We start from the raw sequence: 16,839 nt of genomic DNA on the forward strand, positions 1-16,839 counted from the left end.
CGTTCAGCCGATCTGCGCGTTCTTCTTCACGGTGATCTGGTCGATGTCGGAGGTCCGCACCGTCACCGCGATCTTCCAATTGCCTGCCATCGGGATCTGCACGCCGTTCGCGCTCCAGTGTCCGGTGGCGATGTGGTCCGGGGCGACGGGCAGCGGGCCGACGTCCTTGGACTCGTTGGTGAAGGAGACCTTCACCTCGGGAACGTCGAAAGCGCTGCCGTTGGGGCGCTTCACATACATGTGCAGGGTGTTGCTGCCGCTGCGGCCGGGGTCGAGGTCCAGCTGCACGGTGCCCTTGCCGTCGGTGCCGCCCGTGTCGAAGGGCACCTTGAGCTGGAGCGGGCCCGAGCGCTGCGCGGCCGCCGCGGATGTGGCCTTGGCGGCCTCCTCCTCGGTGCGGCCCGGCTCGGTGGTGGTCAGGAACGTCGTCACGCCCAGCAGGACGACGGCGATGCCCGCCTCGGCGAGCACCGAGCGGCGCAGGCCCGAGCGGTGCGGATCGGCGTCGCGGATGCGCTTGTCGCGCGCGGTGTCCATGGCGGCCTGCTGGCGCGCCAGTTGGGCGGAGCGCTCGGTGTCGTCCGCGCCCTGGGCGGCGGCAGGCACCGTGACCGGCTTCTTCTGGGGTTTCTTCGACGTCTGCTTCGCGCGCTGCTCGACGACCACTGCGGCCTCGGACTCCGGGGCGGGACCGCTCGCCTCGGTGGCGATCCGCCCGGTCCACCGCCGCGAGACGGAGGCGACGCCCACCAGGACGGCGACCAGGCCGATCTTGACGAGGAGCAGCTGCCCGTACGAGGTGCCGGTCAGCGCCGACCACGAGCCGACCTGCCGCCACGCCTGGTAGGTGCCGGTGGCGGCCAGCACGCAGACGCTGGTGAACGCCACGGTCGAGAACCGCTGCACGGCCGAGGCGTCCACCGCGGTCGTGCGGAACAGCGCGACGAGCAGCGCCGCGAGCCCGCCCAGCCAGGTGGCGACGGCCAGCAGGTGCAGCACGTCGACGGGCATCGCGATGCCGGACTGGATGCCGGTCGAGGCGTGCTCGGCCATCGCCCACGTCGCCGCGATGCCGAGGGCCACGACGGTGCCGCCGATGGCGAGCCCGAAGGTGAGGTCCTTCTTCTCGGCGGCCTGACCGGGCCCCTCACGCTTCACGTACGCGCCGAAGAGCACCGCGATGAACAGTGCGGCGGCGGCGAGCAGCAGCAGCCGGGAGACCAGGGAGGCGCCCGTCTTGGTGTTGAGGACGTCGCCGAGCTTGCCCATGTCGAAGGCGTCCGCGAGCTTTCCGGAGTCCGTGTAGGGGGCCCGCAGGAGCAGCAGGAGAAGGGTGGAGGCGGTGAGCGTGACCCAGCCCGCCGTCACGAGCCGCTGCACGGGCCGCGCCCCCGCGCCCCGCGGCCAGCAGCCCAGGACGAACGCGGCGCCGCCGACGAGCAGGATGAACCCGGCGTACGAGAAGTAGCGCGCGATGTCGTAGAGCGCGCCGACCAGGCCGCCGCCCGCCTCCTGGTCGGGCAGCGCGACCTTGGTGTCGGAGGGCGCGCCGATGGAGAACGTGAAGGCACCCGCGACCGGGTGGCTGTCGGCGGACACCACTTGGTAGGCGACGGTGAAGGTGCCGTCGGGCAGGCCGGGACGGAGCCGCACGCCGTACGTGTTGGAGCCCAGGTCGGTGGTCTTCTTGGTGTCGACGCGCTTGCCGGACGGGTCGAGCACCCGCACCGAGCCGTCCGACATGGCGACCTTCTCCGAGAAGGTGAGCTTCACCTGGTCGGGGGCCCGGTCGACCACCGCTCCCTGCTTCGGGTCGCTGCCGGTCAGCGCGGCGTGCGCGGACGCGGGCGCGGCGCCGCCGAAGAAGACGCCGGTCGCGGCGAGGAGCACCAGAAGGAGCCGCCAGAGGCGGGGAGCGGTGCCGGTCCGGGGAACTCTCCCGAAGCCGGGGATCCTGGAGCGGGGAGCGATGGTCTGCATCAACGGTCCGTCCCTCAGTGCGACTTGTGCGACGTGTGTGAGGCGTTCGAGTCGTGCGAGGCGGTGGCGTCGCCGTGCTGCTTCGGGCTGTACGTCGCTTCCTTGACCGGCACCTCGACCGTGATCGGGTCCGACTTCTGGAAGTGCAGCGTCAGGGCGACCTTCTCGCCCTTCTTCGGCTTGTGCTTGAGCTTCTCCAGCATCAGGTGGTTGCCGCCGCTGACGAAGGCGAGCTTGCCGTTCGCCGGTACGTCGAAGGTCTTCTCCTCCTTCATCGCGCCGCCCTTGGTGCTGTGCAGCGTGATGGAGCCCGCGGCGTCGCTGGTGGCGGAGGTGAGCTTGTCGGCGCCGCCGTCGTTCGTCAGCGTGAGGAAGCCCGCCGCCATGTCGTCCATGGTGGGCTCGGGGACGTAGGCCCCGCTGACCTTGATCTCGGGCTTCTTCGCGGTGTTCCCGGAGCCGGAGTCCGAGTCGTCGTTGCAGCCCGCGAGGGTGAGGACGGCGGCCAGCGCTATGGCCCCGCCTGCGAGTGCGCGGTGCTGGGTGGTGCGGTGGTTCACGGGTTCTGTCCCTTGAGGAGCTTGGGGAGGTCCTTGGTGTAGTCGCCGGCGGTGGCGTCCTCTCCGTAGAGGACGTATCCCGCGTCGCTCTTCGGCGAGAAGGCGAGGACCTGCGTGCCGTGCATCGAAACGATCTTGCCGTTCTTGTCCTTCTTGGACGGCTCGATGCTGATGGCGAGCTGGCGGGCGCCCGCCTGGATGGTGGCGAAGTCGCCGGTCAGACCGACGAAGTCGGCGTCCACGCCCTTGAGCCACTTGCCGAGCTCGGCAGGGGTGTCGCGCTCGGGGTCGGTGGTGACGAACACGACCTTGAGCTTGTCCTGGTCGGCCTTGGGCAGGGCCTTCTTGGCGACCGCGATGTTGTTCATCGTCAGCGGGCAGACGTCGGGGCAGTGCGTGTAGCCGAAGTAGATCAGCGTGGGCTGTCCCTTGGTCTCCTCGCGCAGGTCGTACTTCTTGCCGTGGGTGTCCTTGAGGACCAGGTTCGGCTTCTTGTACGGCTTGTCGAGGACCGTGGCGGCCTTGCCCGAGTCGGACTCCACGGAGACGTCGGCGACCGACTTCTTGTCGTCGCTGCCGCCGCAGGCGGTCAGGGTGAGGGCGGCCACGGCCAGCAGAGCGGCGGCGGCGAGCTTCTTGTTGGTGCTCTTCGTGCGCATACGAAAATGTCCCAGATGTGAGGGGGCCGGGGTGCACCGGGGCGGCCGTGTGCCGCGCCGGTGCACCCCGAGGGGGCTCAGCCGACAGCTCAGCTCGTGGCGCGGCGGCGGCCGGCGAGCACGCCGAACGCGACGCCCGCGGCGCCGACGACGATGCCGACGATGCCGAGGACGCGCGCGGTGGTGTCGCTGCTGTCGGAGGAGTCCGACGAGGCGCTCTCGGTCTTGCCGGACTCATCGGCCTTGTCGTCGGCCTTCGCGGTGTCGGACGTGGCGCCGTGCTCGTCCTCCGCGGCGGTCAGTTCGAGGGTGGGCGCCGGGTGCTCCGGCTCCTCCTGGCCCTTCTGCTGCGGCTCGATCCAGCGGACGACGTCCTTGTTGTCGTACGTCTGGATCGCCTTGAAGACGATCGCGTCGGCGTCCTCGGGCAGCTGGCCCATGGAGACCGGGAACTTCTGGAAGGTGCCGGGCTGGATGCCCTTGCCGTCGGCGGTCCAGGTGACCTTGGAGACGGCCTCGTCGATCTTCTCGCCGTGGATCTCCAGCGGCTTGTCGAGCTTGGTCTTGGTGACCTTCGCGGTCCAGCCGGGGACGGGCTGCGTCATGACGGAGGCGAGCGGGTGGTCGCTCGGGAAGGCGACCTCGACCTTGTTGGTCGACGCGTCGTCCTGCTCGTTGGGCACCTTGAAGTTGACCGTCGCGTAACCGCCCTTGGCGGCCTGGCCCTCCGGCGAGACGCTGACGTGCGCGAACGCGGGCGCCGAGAGCACGAGAACGGCGGAGGCGGCGACGGTGCCGACGGCGGCGATACGGGACATCTTCATGACAGGAACACTCCACTTTCGTCAGTGGTGACCGGCCCGGGGTGCGGGACGCCGTGCCGGGTACGGGATGCGAAGTACGGGATACGAGGGGGGAGCGCGGCCGTGCGGGCACGCGCGCGTGCGCGCCGAGCGACCCCTCCGTACAGCGGTGTGGAGTGCTTCTCCGTACTGCGGTGTGGAGTGTGTCGCGTCAGGCGGCGAGTTCGACGTCGTGGGCGCGGGCCGGAGGGCCGCGCCTGATCACCGCGTCTTCGAGCGCGACCGTGCGCGGCTTCGGCGGTACGAGCAGCGCGGTGCGGGGAGCCCGCGGTCCGGCCGTCTCGGGCGCGCCCGGCAGACCTGCCCGCAGGGCGTGTACGAGCGTGAGCGCCGAGCGCAGGGAACGTACGAGAGCCCCTTCGGCGACCCCGTGCGCCCCGTCGGCGAGCCGGACGAGGCGGAGCAGCGCGATGTCGCCGCGGCGGAGCAACCAGCCCGCGGCGAGGGCCGCGAGGACGTGCGCGATGAGCATCGGCAGGGAGGGCACGAGCCCCATGTGGGCCATCGACCCCATGCCGCCGTTGCCCGTCGTGCCGGTCGTCATCGAGTCCAGCGCGGTGTCCGCGGCCGAGGCGGCGGAGCTGCCGTGCTGGTGTCCCGCGGACCGACCCGTTCCGGAACCGGCCGCTCCGCCGGGACCGAGCCCGGCGGTGGTGAGGATCCGGTGGGCCTGCGTGGGCGTGATCGTCGCGGCGCCCGCCCCGCAGACCAGGCGCGCGGCCCGCTCCACCAGCGACGCGTCACCGCTCACGGCGGTCGTCGCCGACGCCGTGCCGTGCTGGCCCAGGCCGAACAGGGCGTGCAGGCCTAGCTGTCCGGCCGCCAGCAGCGCGGCGATGCCGGGCAGCGAGCGGGCCCGCCCGGCGAGCGGCAGCGCGACCGCGAGGACGGCGACGAAGCCCGCGCCCAGCGTCCACAGCGGGACGGTGACGCAGGAAGCGAGCACATGGCCCCCGGCGGACAGCACGACACAGACCGCGGCGAACGTCGCGGCCCTCAGCAGCCGGAGGTCGGCTCCGTCGCGCGGCTGGCGCTGATGGGGGGCAGTCATGGCCGGGCCATCATCGCACTGGGCCCACCCCGGGCACACGGCAGGTCCGGAAGGTCCTGTTCCAGGTGATAGGTGGGGCATGGGCGGGCATGGGCGGGCATGGACGGGGCACGCACGGCCGTCCTCGCCGCGCCCTCCTACACCGAGTGGCGGCGGGTGCGCATCCGCCGTATGGGCGGCATCACGTCCATCGGGCGCTTATTCGGGTGCGCGGGCGGCAATAGGTATCGGTATGTCGAGCCGCAGCCAGGAGGCTGGAGCATGAGCATCTGGTGGTCTCTCCATTTGCGGCGCGAAGCCGCGAGCGTCCCGCTCGCCCGCCGTCTGCTGATCGGCGCGATGGAGACCGCGGGCGTGGACCCGGACGTCTCCTACGACCTGTCGGTCGCCCTCAGCGAAGCGTGTGCCAACGCCGTCGAGCACGGCGGTGCGGGCGCGCCCGGGGGCACGCCGGGCGGATACCGGGTCACTGCCTACCTGGACGGCGAGAAGTGCCGCATCGAGGTGACCGACTCCGGGCCCGGCTTCCCCGGGACGTCGCACGGCTGTCCGGCGCCCCGGCCCGCCGCCACGGAGACGGACGAACACGGCCGGGGCCTGTGCCTGATCGAAGAACTCGCCGACCACGTCCACCTCGGCAACAAGCCGGGCAGGGGCGGCGGAGCGGTGATCAGCTTCGACAAGATCCTCAAGTGGCGCGAGGACGCGCCGCTGATGATGCCGCTGCTGACGGCATGAGGGCTCGTCTTCAGAGCGGCACGACGACTCATCCGGAGGTATGACCCGCACGGGTCAGCGCGATCACCGGAATCGTGCGCGGGGCGCGCTCCCGGAACTCCGCGAAGTTCGGGTCGCGTTCGATCTGGCGGCGCCACAGCTCGTCGTGCTCGCCCGCGTCGACGGGCGTGGCCAGGGCCTCGTACCGCTCGCCGCCCACCTCGACGACGACCGAAGGGTCCTTGACGAGGTTGTGGTACCAGCCGGGGGCCTTCTCGGAGCCGCCGTTGGAGGCGAAGACGATCAGGCGGCCGCGCGCGGGGTCCGGGGCCGCCGCCGGGGGGTCCGGCAGATAGACCGCCGGAGTCGTCCGCGGCAGTCCGCTCTTCGCGCCGCGCGTGGTCAGAAGGAGGAGGCTCGCGCCCTCGAAGGGCCCGCCCACCTGGCCCCCGTTCGCGCGGAACTCCTCGATGACGCGGCGGTTGAAGGGGCTGGCGTTGTCGACCCCGTCGTCGTTGATCCGGTCGTCGCCGCGTGTCCCCGCGGTGCTGTTCGTGCTGCTCATGACCCGTTTCCCCCTGTGTCGTCCGGTACGGCAATCGCCCTCAACGATCACTGGACCGCGCTTATTTCTCAGGAGGACGGCGGCAGCGCCCGCAGCAGCGCCTCCAGCGCCGCCCCGTACGCGTGCTCCGTAGGAGTCGAGTAACCGACGACGAGCCCGTCCCCCGCGGGCATCGTCGCCCGCGGATGACGGAACGCCGCGAGGCCGTCCAGCGCGATCCCCTGCCAGGCCGCCGCCTTGACCACGGACGCCTCCGTCCCCGGCGGCAGCCGCAGCACCGCGTGCAGGCCCGCCGCGATGCCGGTGGCCGTGATGTGCGGGGCCCGCTCGGCGAGGGCGGTGACGAGGCGGTCGCGGCGGTGCCGGTAGCGCTGCCGCATCCGGCGGATGTGCCGGTCGTACTGTCCGGAGGCGATGAAGTCGGCGAGCGTGAGCTGGTCGAGGACGCTCGCCCACGCCTCCCGCTCCCCCTTGGCCGCGAGGACGCCGTCGACGAGCTGCTCGGGCAGGACCATCCAGCCGATGCGCACCGCGGGGGACAGGCTCTTGCTGACCGAGCCGAGATAGACGACCCGTTCGGGGTCCAGGCCCTGCACGGCGCCGACCGGCTCGCGGTCGTAACGGAACTCCCCGTCGTAGTCGTCCTCAAGGACGAGGCCGCCGCTGCCGCGCGCCCAGTCGACGACCGCCGCGCGCCGGGTGGCGTGCAGGGGACCGCCGGTCGGGAACTGGTGGGCGGGCGTGAGCAGGACACCACGCGCGCGTGGCGCATCGGCCAACTCCGCCACGCGCGTGCCCTGTTCGTCGAGGCCCAGAGGAACGGTCCGTACGCCCGAGTCCGCCAGGATCTCGCGGTGGAACCCGAGCCCGTACGACTCCACGGCGAACGGCCCGCGCAGCACCCCGCCGCCCGCGCCGCGCGCTCCCGCGAACAGCAGCCGCAGCGCGTGCGCGAACCCGGAGCAGACCACGATGCGTTCGGGGTCGGCGCGCACCCCGCGGGCCCGCGTCAGATAGTCGGCGAGCGCCCGGCGCAGCTCCACGCGGCCGCGCGGATCGCCGGGCCCGAACGCCTCGTTGGGCGCGGCGTTCAGACCCCGCCGCGCGGCCGCGAGCCAGGCGGCGCGGGGGAAGGAGGAGGCGTCCGGTGTGCCCTGGCGCAGGTTGTACGCGGGCGCCTCTGGGCGGGCGGGGGCGGGTTTCGGCTTGCGCGGGCGCTTCGGCGGCCGCACCCGCTCCGCCACCCGCGTCCCCGAGCCCTGCCGGGCCGTCAGCCAGCCCTCGGCGACCAGTTCGGCATAGGCGTCGGCGACCGTGTTCCGCGCCAGGCCGAGGTCGGCGGCGAGCGAGCGGTAGGGCGGCAGACGGGTGCCAGGGGCGAGCCTGCCCTCGCGCACGGCGTCCCGCAGCGCACGGATGAGAACGGCGCGGCGGCTGCCGGGACCTGACAGGTCCACATGCAGGTCACTGCCGATGCGCTCTGCCAAATTGACCCATGATTCCGGCATGAAAATGCACCCTACCCGAGGTCTTTCAGGGGCCTAGATTCATAGTCATGACGAACAACACGAACGCCACGCAGACCGCCACCGCCGCCTCCACTGCCTCCACCGCCGCCTCCACCACCGCCCCCCGCCTCAACTTCGCCAAGGCCGCCCCCAAGGCCTTCAAGGCCCTCATCGGCTTCGACGCCGCCGCCCGCGACGGCCTCGACCCGGCCCTGGTGGAGCTCATCCAGATCCGCGCCTCGCTCCTCAACGGCTGCGCGTACTGCCTCCACATGCACACCTCCGACGCCCGCAAGGCGGGCGAGGACGAGGCGCGGCTGCACATGATCGGCGTGTGGCGCGAGGCCCGTAACTTCTTCACGGAGAAGGAGCAGGCTGCCCTCGCCCTGACCGAGTCGGTCACCCTCGTGTCGCAGGGCGGCATCCCGGACGACGTCTACGTAGAGGCCACTCGGCACTTCGACGAGGCCGAACTGGCCCGCGTCCTCGCCCTGATCTTCACCATCAACACCTGGAACCGCATCGCCCTGAGCACCGCCAAGGTCGCGGGCGAGGACGAGCGGGTGGCCCACTGATGGCCACCTCCATGGAGACGGCGGTCGGCCCGCGCCCGGCCGCCGTCCCGGCCCCCGCTCGCCGCACGGCGAGCGCCGCGACCCTCGCCCTCCTCGCCTTCGCCCAACTGATCATCTCCGTCGACTACAACATCGTGTATGTGGCGCTGCCCCAGATAGGCAGCGGCCTCGGCTTCTCCGCGCAGCACCTGCAGTGGGTCATCAGCGCGTACGCCGTCGCCTTCGGCGGCTTCCTGCTCCTCGGCGGCCGCGCCTGCGACCTGTTCGGGCCGCGCCGGATGTTCGTGCTCGGCCTGAGCCTGTACGGGGTCTCGTCGCTCGCAGGCGCCCTAGCCACCGGTCCGGGTCTGCTGATCGGGGCCCGCGCGGTGCAGGGCATCGGCGGCGCGTTCCTCTTCCCCGCGACCCTCACCCTCGTCGGGACGCTCTTCGCCGAGGGCCGCGAGCGCAACCGCGCCTTCTCGGTGTGGGGCGCGGCGGGCGGCAGCGGCCTCATCGTGGGCGCCCTGCTCGGCGGCGTCCTCACCGAGCTCCTCGGCTGGCGCTCGGTCCTGTACGTCAACGTGCCGCTGGCCCTGATCGCGGTGGTCGCCGCGGTCCGCCTCATCGCCCCGGACACCGCCGCCCGCGCGGGCCGCCGCATCGACCTGCCGGGCGCGCTGACCTCGACGCTCGGCGTCACCGGCCTCGTCTTCGCCCTCGTCCAGGGACCCGATTCGGGCTGGCTGTCGGCGACCGTCGTCCTCCCGGCGGTGGCGGGCGCGACCCTGCTCGCCGCGTTCCTCCTCGTCGAGGCGCGCACCCGCGACCCCCTGATGCCGCTGCGGCTGCTGCGCGGCCGTGGCCTGCGCACCGGCATGGCAGTGACGTTCCTCTTCATGGCGACGATCGGCAGCCTCGCCTATTTCCTCACGCTCTACTTCCAACACGTGCTCGGCTACAGCGCCCTGCGCACCGGCCTCGCCTACCTCGTCCCGATGGTGGCGATCACCGCGGGCTCGCTCCTCGCGGGCCGGATCACCACGCGCCTCGGCACCCGCACCGCCATGACGGGCGCCCTGGCCCTGGGCGCGGCGGGCACGGCCCTGGTGGCCTCGGCGATGTCCGCCGAAGGCTCGTACGCCGCACTGGTCCCCGGCTTCCTGATCCTCGGGCTCGGCCAGGGGGCGGGCTACACCCTGATGTTCGGCGCCGCGTCCGCGGGCATCGCGGGCCACGAGCAGGGCATCGCATCGGGCATGGCATCCACGGCCCAGCAGATCGGCGGCGCGGTGGGGCTCGCGGTCCTGGTCGGCATCGCGGGCCTCGGCGAGGACGCCTCGGCGGCGGCCACGGCCGACGGCACGCGCGCCGCACTCCTCGTCGCCACGGCGGGCATCGCCCTGACGGCCCTGGTGGCGCTGGGATTCCCCCGCCGGGCGGCGCGGTGAGGCGATCGAACGCCGAAGGGCCGGTCCCCCGCCAGGGGGAACCGGCCCTTCGCCGTACTACGAGTCGAATGCGGCTCCGGCTCAGCCCTTGAGCTGCGCCATCCACGCCTCGACGTCATCGGACGTACGCGGCAGCGCGGCCGACAGGTTCTTGTTGCCGTCCGCCGTCACGAGGATGTCGTCCTCGATCCGGACGCCGATGCCGCGGTACTCCTCGGGCACGGTCAGGTCGTCCGCCTGGAAGTACAGGCCGGGCTCGACCGTCAGGCACATGCCGGGCTCCAGCGTGCCGTCCACGTACGCCTCGGTGCGCGCGGCGGCGCAGTCGTGGACGTCCATGCCGAGCATGTGGCCGGTGCCGTGCAGCGTCCAGCGGCGCTGCAGGCCCAGCTCCAGGACGCGCTCGACGGGGCCCTCGACGAGGCCCCACTCGACCAGCTTCTCGGCGAGCACACGCTGCGAGGCGTCGTGGAAGTCGCGGAACTTGCCGCCCGGCTGCACCGCCGCGATACCGGCCTCCTGGGCCTCGTACACGGCGTCGTAGATCTTCTTCTGGAGCTCGTTGAAGCGGCCGTTGATCGGCAGCGTCCGCGTGATGTCCGCGGTGTAGTACGAGTGCGTCTCCACACCGGCGTCGAGCAGGAGCAGCTCGCCGGAGCGGACGGCGCCGTCGTTGCGCACCCAGTGCAGGGTGGTGGCGTGCGGGCCCGCGGCGCAGATCGAGCCGTAGCCGATGTCGTTGCCCTCGACGCGGGCGCGCAGGAAGAACGTGCCCTCGATGTAGCGCTCGCTGGTGGCCTCGGCCTTGTCGAGGACCTTCACGACGTCCTCGAAGCCGCGGGCGGTCGAGTCGCAGGCCTTCTGCAGCTCGCCGATCTCGAACTCGTCCTTGACCAGGCGGGCCTCGGAGAGGAAGACGCGCAGCTCCTCGTCGCGCTCGGCGGTGACCTTGTCGGTCAGGGCCGCCTCGATACCGGCGTCGTAGCCGCGCACGACGCGGACCGGGCCGGTGGCCTCGCGCAGCTTGTCGGCGAGCTCGCGCACGTCGGAAGCGGGGATGCCGTAGTGCTTCTCGGCCTCGGTGAGGGAGTGGCGGCGGCCGACCCAGAGCTCGCCCTGGCCGTCCAGCCAGAACTCGCCGTTCTCGCGGTTGGAGCGGGGCAGCAGGTAGATCGTCGCGTCGTGACCCGTGGCGGTCGGCTCCAGGACCAGGACGCCGTCCTCGGTCTGGTTGCCGGACAGGTAGGCGTACTCGACGGAGGCGCGGAAGGCGTACTCGGTGTCGTTCGAGCGGGTCTTCAGGTTCCCGGCAGGGATCACCAGACGCTCGCCCGGGAAGCGCGCGGAGAGCGCGGCACGGCGGGCCGCGGTGTGCTCGGCCTGCGCGATCGGCTGCAGGTCGTGCAGCTCGGTGTCGGCCCAGCCGGACTTCATGCTCTCGGCAAGCTCATCGGAAACGCCCGGGTACAGGCCGTTCTTGCGCTGCTTGATCGGCTCTTCTTCGGTCTCTTCCGGGGTCTCCGGGTTGAGCGCCTCCGACACGATCTGCCTCCTATGTACGACACTGGGCCGTCCTCCATCGTACGGGCGTACGGAAGGGGTCCCAGGGCCGGAAGGCCACTTACACAGCGTGCCCGGAGCCTCACACGGAAGCCCTCCACGCGCGCGTGCCCCACGCTCACTCGAAGCGGGCCGCCAGCAGCACCACGTCCTCGTCGCTGTCCACGGCGTCGAGCCCGTCCGGCAGGACGGTGTGCAGCACGTGATCGGCGATCGCGCCGGGGTCGTCCCTGATGGCCTTGGGGACGCTCGCCGCCGCCGAGTGCAGCCGCGCGAAGGCCCGGTCCATCGGGTCGCCGGTGCGGTGCAGAAGCCCGTCGGTGTAGAGAAGCACCGTTTCTCCGGGCTCCGGGCTGATCTCCACGCTCGGCGCCTCCCAGCAGGCGAGCATGCCGAGCGGCGCGGACAGGGAGGTCTCCACGAACTCCGTGCGCCGCTCCCCGACGATCAGCGGCGGGCTGTGCCCGGCACCGGCGAGGACGATCTTGCGCAGGGCGGGCTCGCAGTACGCGAAGAGTGCCGTCGCCGACCGCGCGGGCTCGGTCAGCCGCAGCAGCAGCTCCAGGTCGGAGAGGACGGCGACGGGGTCCTCGCCCTCCATCACCGCGTACGCCCGCAGGGAGGCGCGCAGGCGGCCCATCGCGGCCACGGCGCTGGGGCCCGACCCGGTGACGGAGCCGACCGCGAGGCCGAGCGCCGCGTCCGGCAGCGGCAGCGCGTCGTGCCAGTCGCCGCCGCCGCGCGGTCCGGTGCGGTGCCGGGCGGCGAGCTGCACTCCGGCGACGCGGGGCAGCCGGGAGGGCATGAGCTCCTCGCGGAGGGTGGCCTCGGTCGTGCGGGCGCGCTCCAGGACGAGCAGCTGCGCCACGTGCTCGGTGGCCTGGCGGGCGTAGAGCCCGACGAGGTGGCGTCGGCGCTCGTCCGGTTCGGCGGGCTCGTCGTAGAGCCAGACGGCAGCGCCGATCCGGCCCGCCGCTTCGGTGGCGAGGGGCAGGGCGTAGCTCGCGGCGTAGCCGAGGACGGCGGCGACTTCGCGGTGGCGGGGGTCGAGGCCCTCGTCGGCGAGGAGGTCGGGCTGCGCGATCTCGCCCGGCACGGTGCCGGGCCTGCCCTCGGCGGCGTCCAGGATCCTGCCGTACGAGGTGGCGCCGCGCGGCACCGTCTCGATGTGCCCGAGTTCGGCGCGGCCGAGGCCGAGGCCGAAGGTGGTCTCGGGGCCCAGGCCGTCGGCGGGCTCGATGACCGCGAGCCCGCGCCGGGCGCCCACCAGGGACGCGCCGGCGCGCAGGAACTCGCGCACGGCCTCGTCCAGGGTGGCCGTGCGGGCGAGCCGCTCGGTGAGTTCCTGCAGCGTCGTGAGGTCGGAGACCCAGCCCGCGAGCCGGTCCTGGATCACGGCGCCGGGCGCGCTGGGAACGAAGGCGCCCGCCGCGTGTTCCGAGGCGGGTGCGGTCTGCGCGCTGGGCGCGACAGTGTGTGCCGGTGGCGGAACAGTGGAATCGATTCCGGCCACTTTCGGGAGGTGCGGGGCGTTCATGGCTGACGGCTTTCCGGCCGGTGCGTAATGCTCAAAAGCATTGCAAACCCCCATGTCATTATGCGCCGCTAGCTATGTCTCCAGATGTACACGCACTGGTGAGGGGATGTCCAGCATTGTCCTGCCGGGATTCATGGTGTTCGGGGGAATTCCGGAAACTCTAAAGGATCTTGGAAAGATGGCTGAAAACAGCGCAGGGTTAGGGCATATTAGGATCGACTGACGTTGTTCGGTAGAGCGTTGCAGTGGTCGCGCTGGGTACGTACTCAGTGATGGCCAGGGGCAGTTGGGATCGATCCGGAACCTGTCGAAGGACCCGGGCGTCCTAACTCACGACGACCGTGCCCCATCCTCCCGTGGCGGAGGCGGCAAGCAATATCGCGGGACGGCAAACGCCAGGCGCCGCCACCCCACGCCACGTCAACGCTCGGTTCAGAGTGGTTCCCCATGCCGCAGGCTGGGTGCAGATGTGCCAGCTCGTACGTACAGCGAAGTGATCCACACATGGTGTGATGTGGCCCGCAGTCTCCCCGGCTAACGCCGGCGTGCAACGGAAAGGAACGAGCGCTCATGCGCGAGATCCTCGGAAGGCGACGCAGGCTCCTGTCCTGGCGAATCGGAAGGAAGCCCGGCCGGAGCGCCGGCCAGCTCGGCGCTGCTCTGACCTTCGCGACCGCATGGCGGTGGCCCGTACTGCCCGGAGTCGGTCTCGACCGACGCGACGGCAGCCGGTGCGCCTGCCCCGACCCCGACTGCGCGGTACCGGGCGCGCATCCCCTCGACCCCGGTCTCCTCGCCGCCACCACCGACGAGCGGATGGTCCGCTGGTGGTGGAACAACCGACCCGGCGCACCCATCGTGCTCGCCACCGGAGACCGCGCCCCGTGCGCCGTCAGTCTCCCCGCGGAAGCGGGCGTGCGCGCCCTCGCCGCGCTCGACGAGGCGGGCATCAGGCTCGGCCCGGTGGTCGCCACCGAAGCCAGAGTGCACATCCTCGTCGCGCCCTACTCCATGGCCCAGTTGGGCGAGCTCCTGTACGCGAAGGACTATGTGCCCGGCTCCCTGCGCTTCCACGGCGAGGGCGGCTATCTCGCGCTGCCGCCGTCCGGGACCGGGCAGGGCCAGGTCCGCTGGGAGCGCGCGCCGCTGCCCGGCTCGGCCGCTCCCTGGGTGCCGGACGTCGAGGCGGTCGTGGACGCCGTCGTCGACGCCCTCACTCGTACGGGTGTGAGCGCGCCCGAGTTGTAGGGGAATTGGGCGCGCGGCGAGCAGGCTGCGCGCCCACTGTCGTTATGTTCGGCTCATGCAACCCCGCCTGATCATGCTTCTGGGCGTCGCGGCCGTCACGGTTCTCCTGCCGCTCGCCGGGGCGTCCGCGGGGCCGGTGGGCGACGGTGACGCGAAGTCGCCCCTCCCCTCCCCCTCAGCCGCCCTTTCGAACGCCCCTTCGGAGTCGCGCGCAGGGGCGGAGTCCGGCGCCGAGTCCTCTTCCGTCGGGGATTCCGTCGCGGATTCCGGCGCGGCCACCGCCGCGCGGTGCGGCCCCGAACTCTCCTCGCCCGACGGCATCGAGGCCCAGACCTGTGTGCTCAGACTGGGCCGTGACACCTGGGCGCGTACCTATTACCGCAATGCCACCGGCGAGGAGCTGACCGCCGTTCTGACCCTGATGGGCCCCGGTGGGCGCACCGTGCAGATGCACTGCGAGGTGGCGGCGGAGGACGAACCCGCAGCGTGCGAGACCCCGCGCGAGCGCTCGGCGGGGGATGCGGCGGCGTACTCGGCAGTGGCGGAGTACGCGGCGGGCGAGACGGCCGGTCTGCTGCTGCGCTCGGGCAGCAACTCGGCGCCCCCGCAGGACAGTTGAGACCCGAACCGGTCCCGGGGCATGAAAGGGCCCGGTTGCTGGCGACGGGGGATGCACCAGCAACCGGGCTACCTGAACGGTAACAAGAGATCGGCTCTTGGCAAATTCGATCCCAGTTATCCGGACAGGGATTTACTTACCGCTACGGGGAGTTGTGACTGGAGTCACGCATTCCGTTCGCTGCCGTACCGACTGACTGGTGCGTCAGTCGGTACGGCACGGCACGCAGGTGGACGGTGAGGTGCCGCCGGACGGAGTGCGCCGTGCCGTCACGCGGTCAGCTGAGCGTGACCTGGCGGTTGGTGAGGCCACCGCGCGCCCGGCGCTCGTCCGCGGTCAGCGGGGCCTGCGAGGCGAGCGCCGCCGCGAGCCGCTCGGCGAACTCCGCCGCGGGCTTCTCGACGTCCGCGGCCGTGACACCGCTCGGCAGGTCCCACACCGGCACGGTCAGACCGTGCGCACGGAAGGAGCCGACAAGACGGGTGCCCTCGCCGAGGCTCGACGTGCCGGCCGCGTGCAGCCGGGCCAGCGCGTCCAGGAGCTGCTCCTCGGGGTGCGGCATGACCCAGCGCAGGTGGTTCTTCTCCGGCGTCTCGCACCAGTACGCGGCGTCCACACCGGTCAGCTTCACGGTCGGGATGGCAGCGTCGTTCGCCCGTTCGAGGGAGGCGGACACCTCCGGCGTGGCGTTCTCCGCGTCCGGCACCCAGAACTCGAAGCCGGGGTGCACGACCGGCTCGAAACGGCCCTCGGGGTCGAGCAGGTCCTGCAGCCGCGGCCCCTCGGCCGGGGCGCGGCGGCCCTTGATCGGCGTACCCGGCTCGGCCTCCAGGGCGCGCTGCAGGGTGTCGGCCAGGTCGCGGCTGATGTCGCCGGACGAGGTGTCGTTCTGCAGACCGAGCAGGACCGAGCCGTCGTCGCGGCGCAGCGCGGGCCAGGCCATCGGCAGCACGGTGGCGAGGGAGACCGACGGAATGCCGTCGGGCAGCCCGTCCTTGAGGGGCAGCTCGACCGTGGCGGCGGGCACCAGCTCGCGCAGCGCGATCCAGTCGCATTCGCCGGGCAGGCCTTCGAACGGGCGCTGCACCAGCTCGGTCACCGCGTGCGCGGCGGCCCGGCCGTGACACGCCTTGTAGCGGCGGCCCGAACCGCAGGGGCAGGGTTCGCGGGCGCCGACGACCGGATAGTTCTCATCAGCGCCGCCGGCGCGGGCTCCGTCCTTGACCTGCGGCTGCTGCTTGCCCTTGGACTGGGGGCGCTTCTTGGCCATCTTGGCTGTCTCCCGGCTGCGGCTCTGTTGCACTCTTCCGTACGGGCGCGAGCCTAGCCGTTCGTGGATTCAGTCCAGGTCGTCGAACGGGTCCACGAGGGCGAGCTCGGATATCGCGGTCGCCGACGGCGCGGCGACGCGCGTAGCGAAATCCTCATGGTGGTGCCCCGCTTGCACGATGGCCCACACGGTGACTTCGCCGTGCACGTCGTCGCGGACGCCCCAGGCGTCGGAGAGCGCCGTGATGATGTTGAGCCCGCGGCCGCCGTGCGCCGTCACCGACGGAGTGGCGGGCACCGGGCGGGTCGGGCCGCCGCCGTCCGTCACTTCGACCGTCAGCCGGCCCGACTTGTCGACGTGCCACGCCACGCGCACGTCGCCGTCCCCGACCATTCCTCGGCCCAGTGGCCTGCCGTGCCGGCAGGCGTTGCTGAGCAATTCCGACAGGATCAGTACGGCATCGTCGACGACCGAATCGGACACCCCGCTCATGCGCAGTTGATTGCGCATGTGGTGCCTTGCTTCCCCCACGCCCGCAGGGCCATGGGGTACGGCCATGCTCGACGACGTGGGCACCTCCCGTGCCACCACCAACGCCACCCCCGAGACCTCCTTCGCCCCACGCCACGGTGTGGATGCCCCAATGGACTGGACCGGAAACCGGCCAATCCCCGTCCGGTGACGCACTCGTAACGAT

Annotated in this window: 16 protein-coding genes; 5 read left to right on the forward strand and 11 right to left on the reverse strand. The window is 71.9% G+C overall.

Annotated features, from left to right (window positions below; translation table 11 throughout):
- Window positions 1-3: 3 nt before the first annotated feature.
- The 5 genes from ABZV77_RS25780 to ABZV77_RS25800 all read right to left on the reverse strand — a co-directional run bounded on the left by ABZV77_RS25780 (window position 4) and on the right by ABZV77_RS25800 (window position 5,113).
- Window positions 4-1,980 carry a copper resistance protein CopC gene (locus ABZV77_RS25780; RefSeq protein ID WP_356261222.1) on the reverse strand — a complete coding sequence of 659 codons (1,977 nt, stop codon included), beginning with the start codon at window positions 1,978-1,980 and terminating at the stop codon, window positions 4-6.
- Window positions 1,981-1,994: 14 nt separating this feature from the next.
- Window positions 1,995-2,540 carry a copper chaperone PCu(A)C gene (locus ABZV77_RS25785; RefSeq protein ID WP_356261224.1) on the reverse strand — a complete coding sequence of 182 codons (546 nt, stop codon included), beginning with the start codon at window positions 2,538-2,540 and terminating at the stop codon, window positions 1,995-1,997.
- Window positions 2,537-3,199 (reverse strand): SCO family protein, encoded by a 663-nt coding sequence (locus ABZV77_RS25790; protein WP_356261227.1) that lies wholly within the window; start codon window positions 3,197-3,199, stop codon window positions 2,537-2,539. The genes ABZV77_RS25785 and ABZV77_RS25790 overlap by 4 nt, the downstream gene beginning before the upstream one ends.
- An 89-nt stretch (window positions 3,200-3,288) precedes the next feature.
- On the reverse strand, window positions 3,289-4,023 hold the full coding sequence (locus ABZV77_RS25795) for a YcnI family protein (protein WP_356261229.1): 735 nt from the start codon (window positions 4,021-4,023) through the stop codon (window positions 3,289-3,291).
- A 190-nt stretch (window positions 4,024-4,213) separates the two neighbouring features.
- On the reverse strand, window positions 4,214-5,113 hold the full coding sequence (locus ABZV77_RS25800; protein ID WP_356261232.1) for a hypothetical protein: 900 nt from the start codon (window positions 5,111-5,113) through the stop codon (window positions 4,214-4,216).
- Between the two features lie 261 nt (window positions 5,114-5,374).
- Here ABZV77_RS25800 and ABZV77_RS25805 point away from each other — a divergent pair, with 261 nt between their 5' ends.
- Entirely contained in the window at window positions 5,375-5,851 is a 477-nt protein-coding gene (locus tag ABZV77_RS25805) for an ATP-binding protein (RefSeq protein WP_356261234.1), read from the forward strand.
- A gap of 28 nt (window positions 5,852-5,879) precedes the next feature.
- On the opposite strand, the gene ABZV77_RS25810 is transcribed toward ABZV77_RS25805, so the two are convergent.
- Together ABZV77_RS25810 and ABZV77_RS25815 are read right to left on the reverse strand one after the other, a co-directional pair.
- Complete coding sequence (locus ABZV77_RS25810; protein WP_356261237.1) at window positions 5,880-6,395, reverse strand: nitroreductase/quinone reductase family protein; 516 nt, start codon at window positions 6,393-6,395, stop codon at window positions 5,880-5,882.
- Between the two features lie 68 nt (window positions 6,396-6,463).
- Window positions 6,464-7,903: a PLP-dependent aminotransferase family protein gene (locus ABZV77_RS25815; RefSeq protein ID WP_356261239.1), complete on the reverse strand. Its 1,440-nt coding sequence runs from the start codon at window positions 7,901-7,903 to the stop codon at window positions 6,464-6,466.
- A 47-nt stretch (window positions 7,904-7,950) separates the two neighbouring features.
- Between ABZV77_RS25815 and ABZV77_RS25820 the strand changes: the two genes are divergently transcribed.
- The gene (locus ABZV77_RS25820; RefSeq protein WP_356261242.1) at window positions 7,951-8,478 is read left to right on the forward strand and encodes a carboxymuconolactone decarboxylase family protein; all 528 of its coding nucleotides are present in this window, start codon (window positions 7,951-7,953) and stop codon (window positions 8,476-8,478) included.
- Complete coding sequence (locus tag ABZV77_RS25825; protein ID WP_356261244.1) at window positions 8,478-9,908, forward strand: MFS transporter; 1,431 nt, start codon at window positions 8,478-8,480, stop codon at window positions 9,906-9,908. Before ABZV77_RS25820 ends, ABZV77_RS25825 begins: the two co-directional genes overlap by 1 nt.
- An 81-nt stretch (window positions 9,909-9,989) precedes the next feature.
- Here ABZV77_RS25825 and ABZV77_RS25830 read toward each other — a convergent pair whose 3' ends face one another.
- Both ABZV77_RS25830 and ABZV77_RS25835 read right to left on the reverse strand, forming a co-directional pair.
- The gene (locus ABZV77_RS25830) at window positions 9,990-11,450 is read right to left on the reverse strand and encodes an aminopeptidase P family protein (protein ID WP_356261247.1); all 1,461 of its coding nucleotides are present in this window, start codon (window positions 11,448-11,450) and stop codon (window positions 9,990-9,992) included.
- Window positions 11,451-11,586: 136 nt separating this feature from the next.
- A complete protein-coding gene (locus ABZV77_RS25835; protein ID WP_356261249.1) occupies window positions 11,587-13,059 on the reverse strand; it encodes a PP2C family protein-serine/threonine phosphatase in 1,473 nt (490 codons plus the stop codon).
- A 516-nt stretch (window positions 13,060-13,575) separates the two neighbouring features.
- Here ABZV77_RS25835 and ABZV77_RS25840 point away from each other — a divergent pair.
- Both ABZV77_RS25840 and ABZV77_RS25845 read left to right on the forward strand, forming a co-directional pair.
- Window positions 13,576-14,253, forward strand: coding sequence for a bifunctional DNA primase/polymerase (locus ABZV77_RS25840; RefSeq protein WP_356261252.1), 678 nt, complete (start codon window positions 13,576-13,578; stop codon window positions 14,251-14,253).
- Window positions 14,254-14,308: 55 nt separating this feature from the next.
- Complete coding sequence (locus ABZV77_RS25845; RefSeq protein WP_356261254.1) at window positions 14,309-14,872, forward strand: hypothetical protein; 564 nt, start codon at window positions 14,309-14,311, stop codon at window positions 14,870-14,872.
- Between the two features lie 277 nt (window positions 14,873-15,149).
- On the opposite strand, the gene ABZV77_RS25850 is transcribed toward ABZV77_RS25845, so the two are convergent.
- Both ABZV77_RS25850 and ABZV77_RS25855 read right to left on the reverse strand, forming a co-directional pair.
- Complete coding sequence (locus ABZV77_RS25850) at window positions 15,150-16,142, reverse strand: DUF5926 family protein (protein WP_356261255.1); 993 nt, start codon at window positions 16,140-16,142, stop codon at window positions 15,150-15,152.
- A gap of 69 nt (window positions 16,143-16,211) precedes the next feature.
- Window positions 16,212-16,829 carry an ATP-binding protein gene (locus ABZV77_RS25855; protein ID WP_356261257.1) on the reverse strand — a complete coding sequence of 206 codons (618 nt, stop codon included), beginning with the start codon at window positions 16,827-16,829 and terminating at the stop codon, window positions 16,212-16,214.
- Between the last annotated feature and the right edge of the window lie 10 nt (window positions 16,830-16,839).

This window comes from Streptomyces sp. NPDC004732, from assembly GCF_040609235.1.
Classification (GTDB): domain Bacteria; phylum Actinomycetota; class Actinomycetes; order Streptomycetales; family Streptomycetaceae; genus Streptomyces.

Coding starts and splice junctions, on each gene's coding strand:
- ABZV77_RS25780 (WP_356261222.1), bottom strand. CDS start 1,980: ATGCAGACCATCGCTCCCCGCTCCAGGATCCCCGGCTTCGGGAGAGTT.
- ABZV77_RS25790 (WP_356261227.1), bottom strand. CDS start 3,199: ATGCGCACGAAGAGCACCAACAAGAAGCTCGCCGCCGCCGCTCTGCTG.
- ABZV77_RS25795 (WP_356261229.1), bottom strand. CDS start 4,023: ATGAAGATGTCCCGTATCGCCGCCGTCGGCACCGTCGCCGCCTCCGCC.
- ABZV77_RS25800 (WP_356261232.1), bottom strand. CDS start 5,113: ATGACTGCCCCCCATCAGCGCCAGCCGCGCGACGGAGCCGACCTCCGG.
- ABZV77_RS25805 (WP_356261234.1), top strand. CDS start 5,375: ATGAGCATCTGGTGGTCTCTCCATTTGCGGCGCGAAGCCGCGAGCGTC.
- ABZV77_RS25810 (WP_356261237.1), bottom strand. CDS start 6,395: ATGAGCAGCACGAACAGCACCGCGGGGACACGCGGCGACGACCGGATC.
- ABZV77_RS25815 (WP_356261239.1), bottom strand. CDS start 7,903: ATGCCGGAATCATGGGTCAATTTGGCAGAGCGCATCGGCAGTGACCTG.
- ABZV77_RS25820 (WP_356261242.1), top strand. CDS start 7,951: ATGACGAACAACACGAACGCCACGCAGACCGCCACCGCCGCCTCCACT.
- ABZV77_RS25825 (WP_356261244.1), top strand. CDS start 8,478: ATGGCCACCTCCATGGAGACGGCGGTCGGCCCGCGCCCGGCCGCCGTC.
- ABZV77_RS25835 (WP_356261249.1), bottom strand. CDS start 13,059: ATGGGGGTTTGCAATGCTTTTGAGCATTACGCACCGGCCGGAAAGCCG.
- ABZV77_RS25840 (WP_356261252.1), top strand. CDS start 13,576: ATGCGCGAGATCCTCGGAAGGCGACGCAGGCTCCTGTCCTGGCGAATC.
- ABZV77_RS25845 (WP_356261254.1), top strand. CDS start 14,309: ATGCAACCCCGCCTGATCATGCTTCTGGGCGTCGCGGCCGTCACGGTT.
- ABZV77_RS25850 (WP_356261255.1), bottom strand. CDS start 16,142: ATGGCCAAGAAGCGCCCCCAGTCCAAGGGCAAGCAGCAGCCGCAGGTC.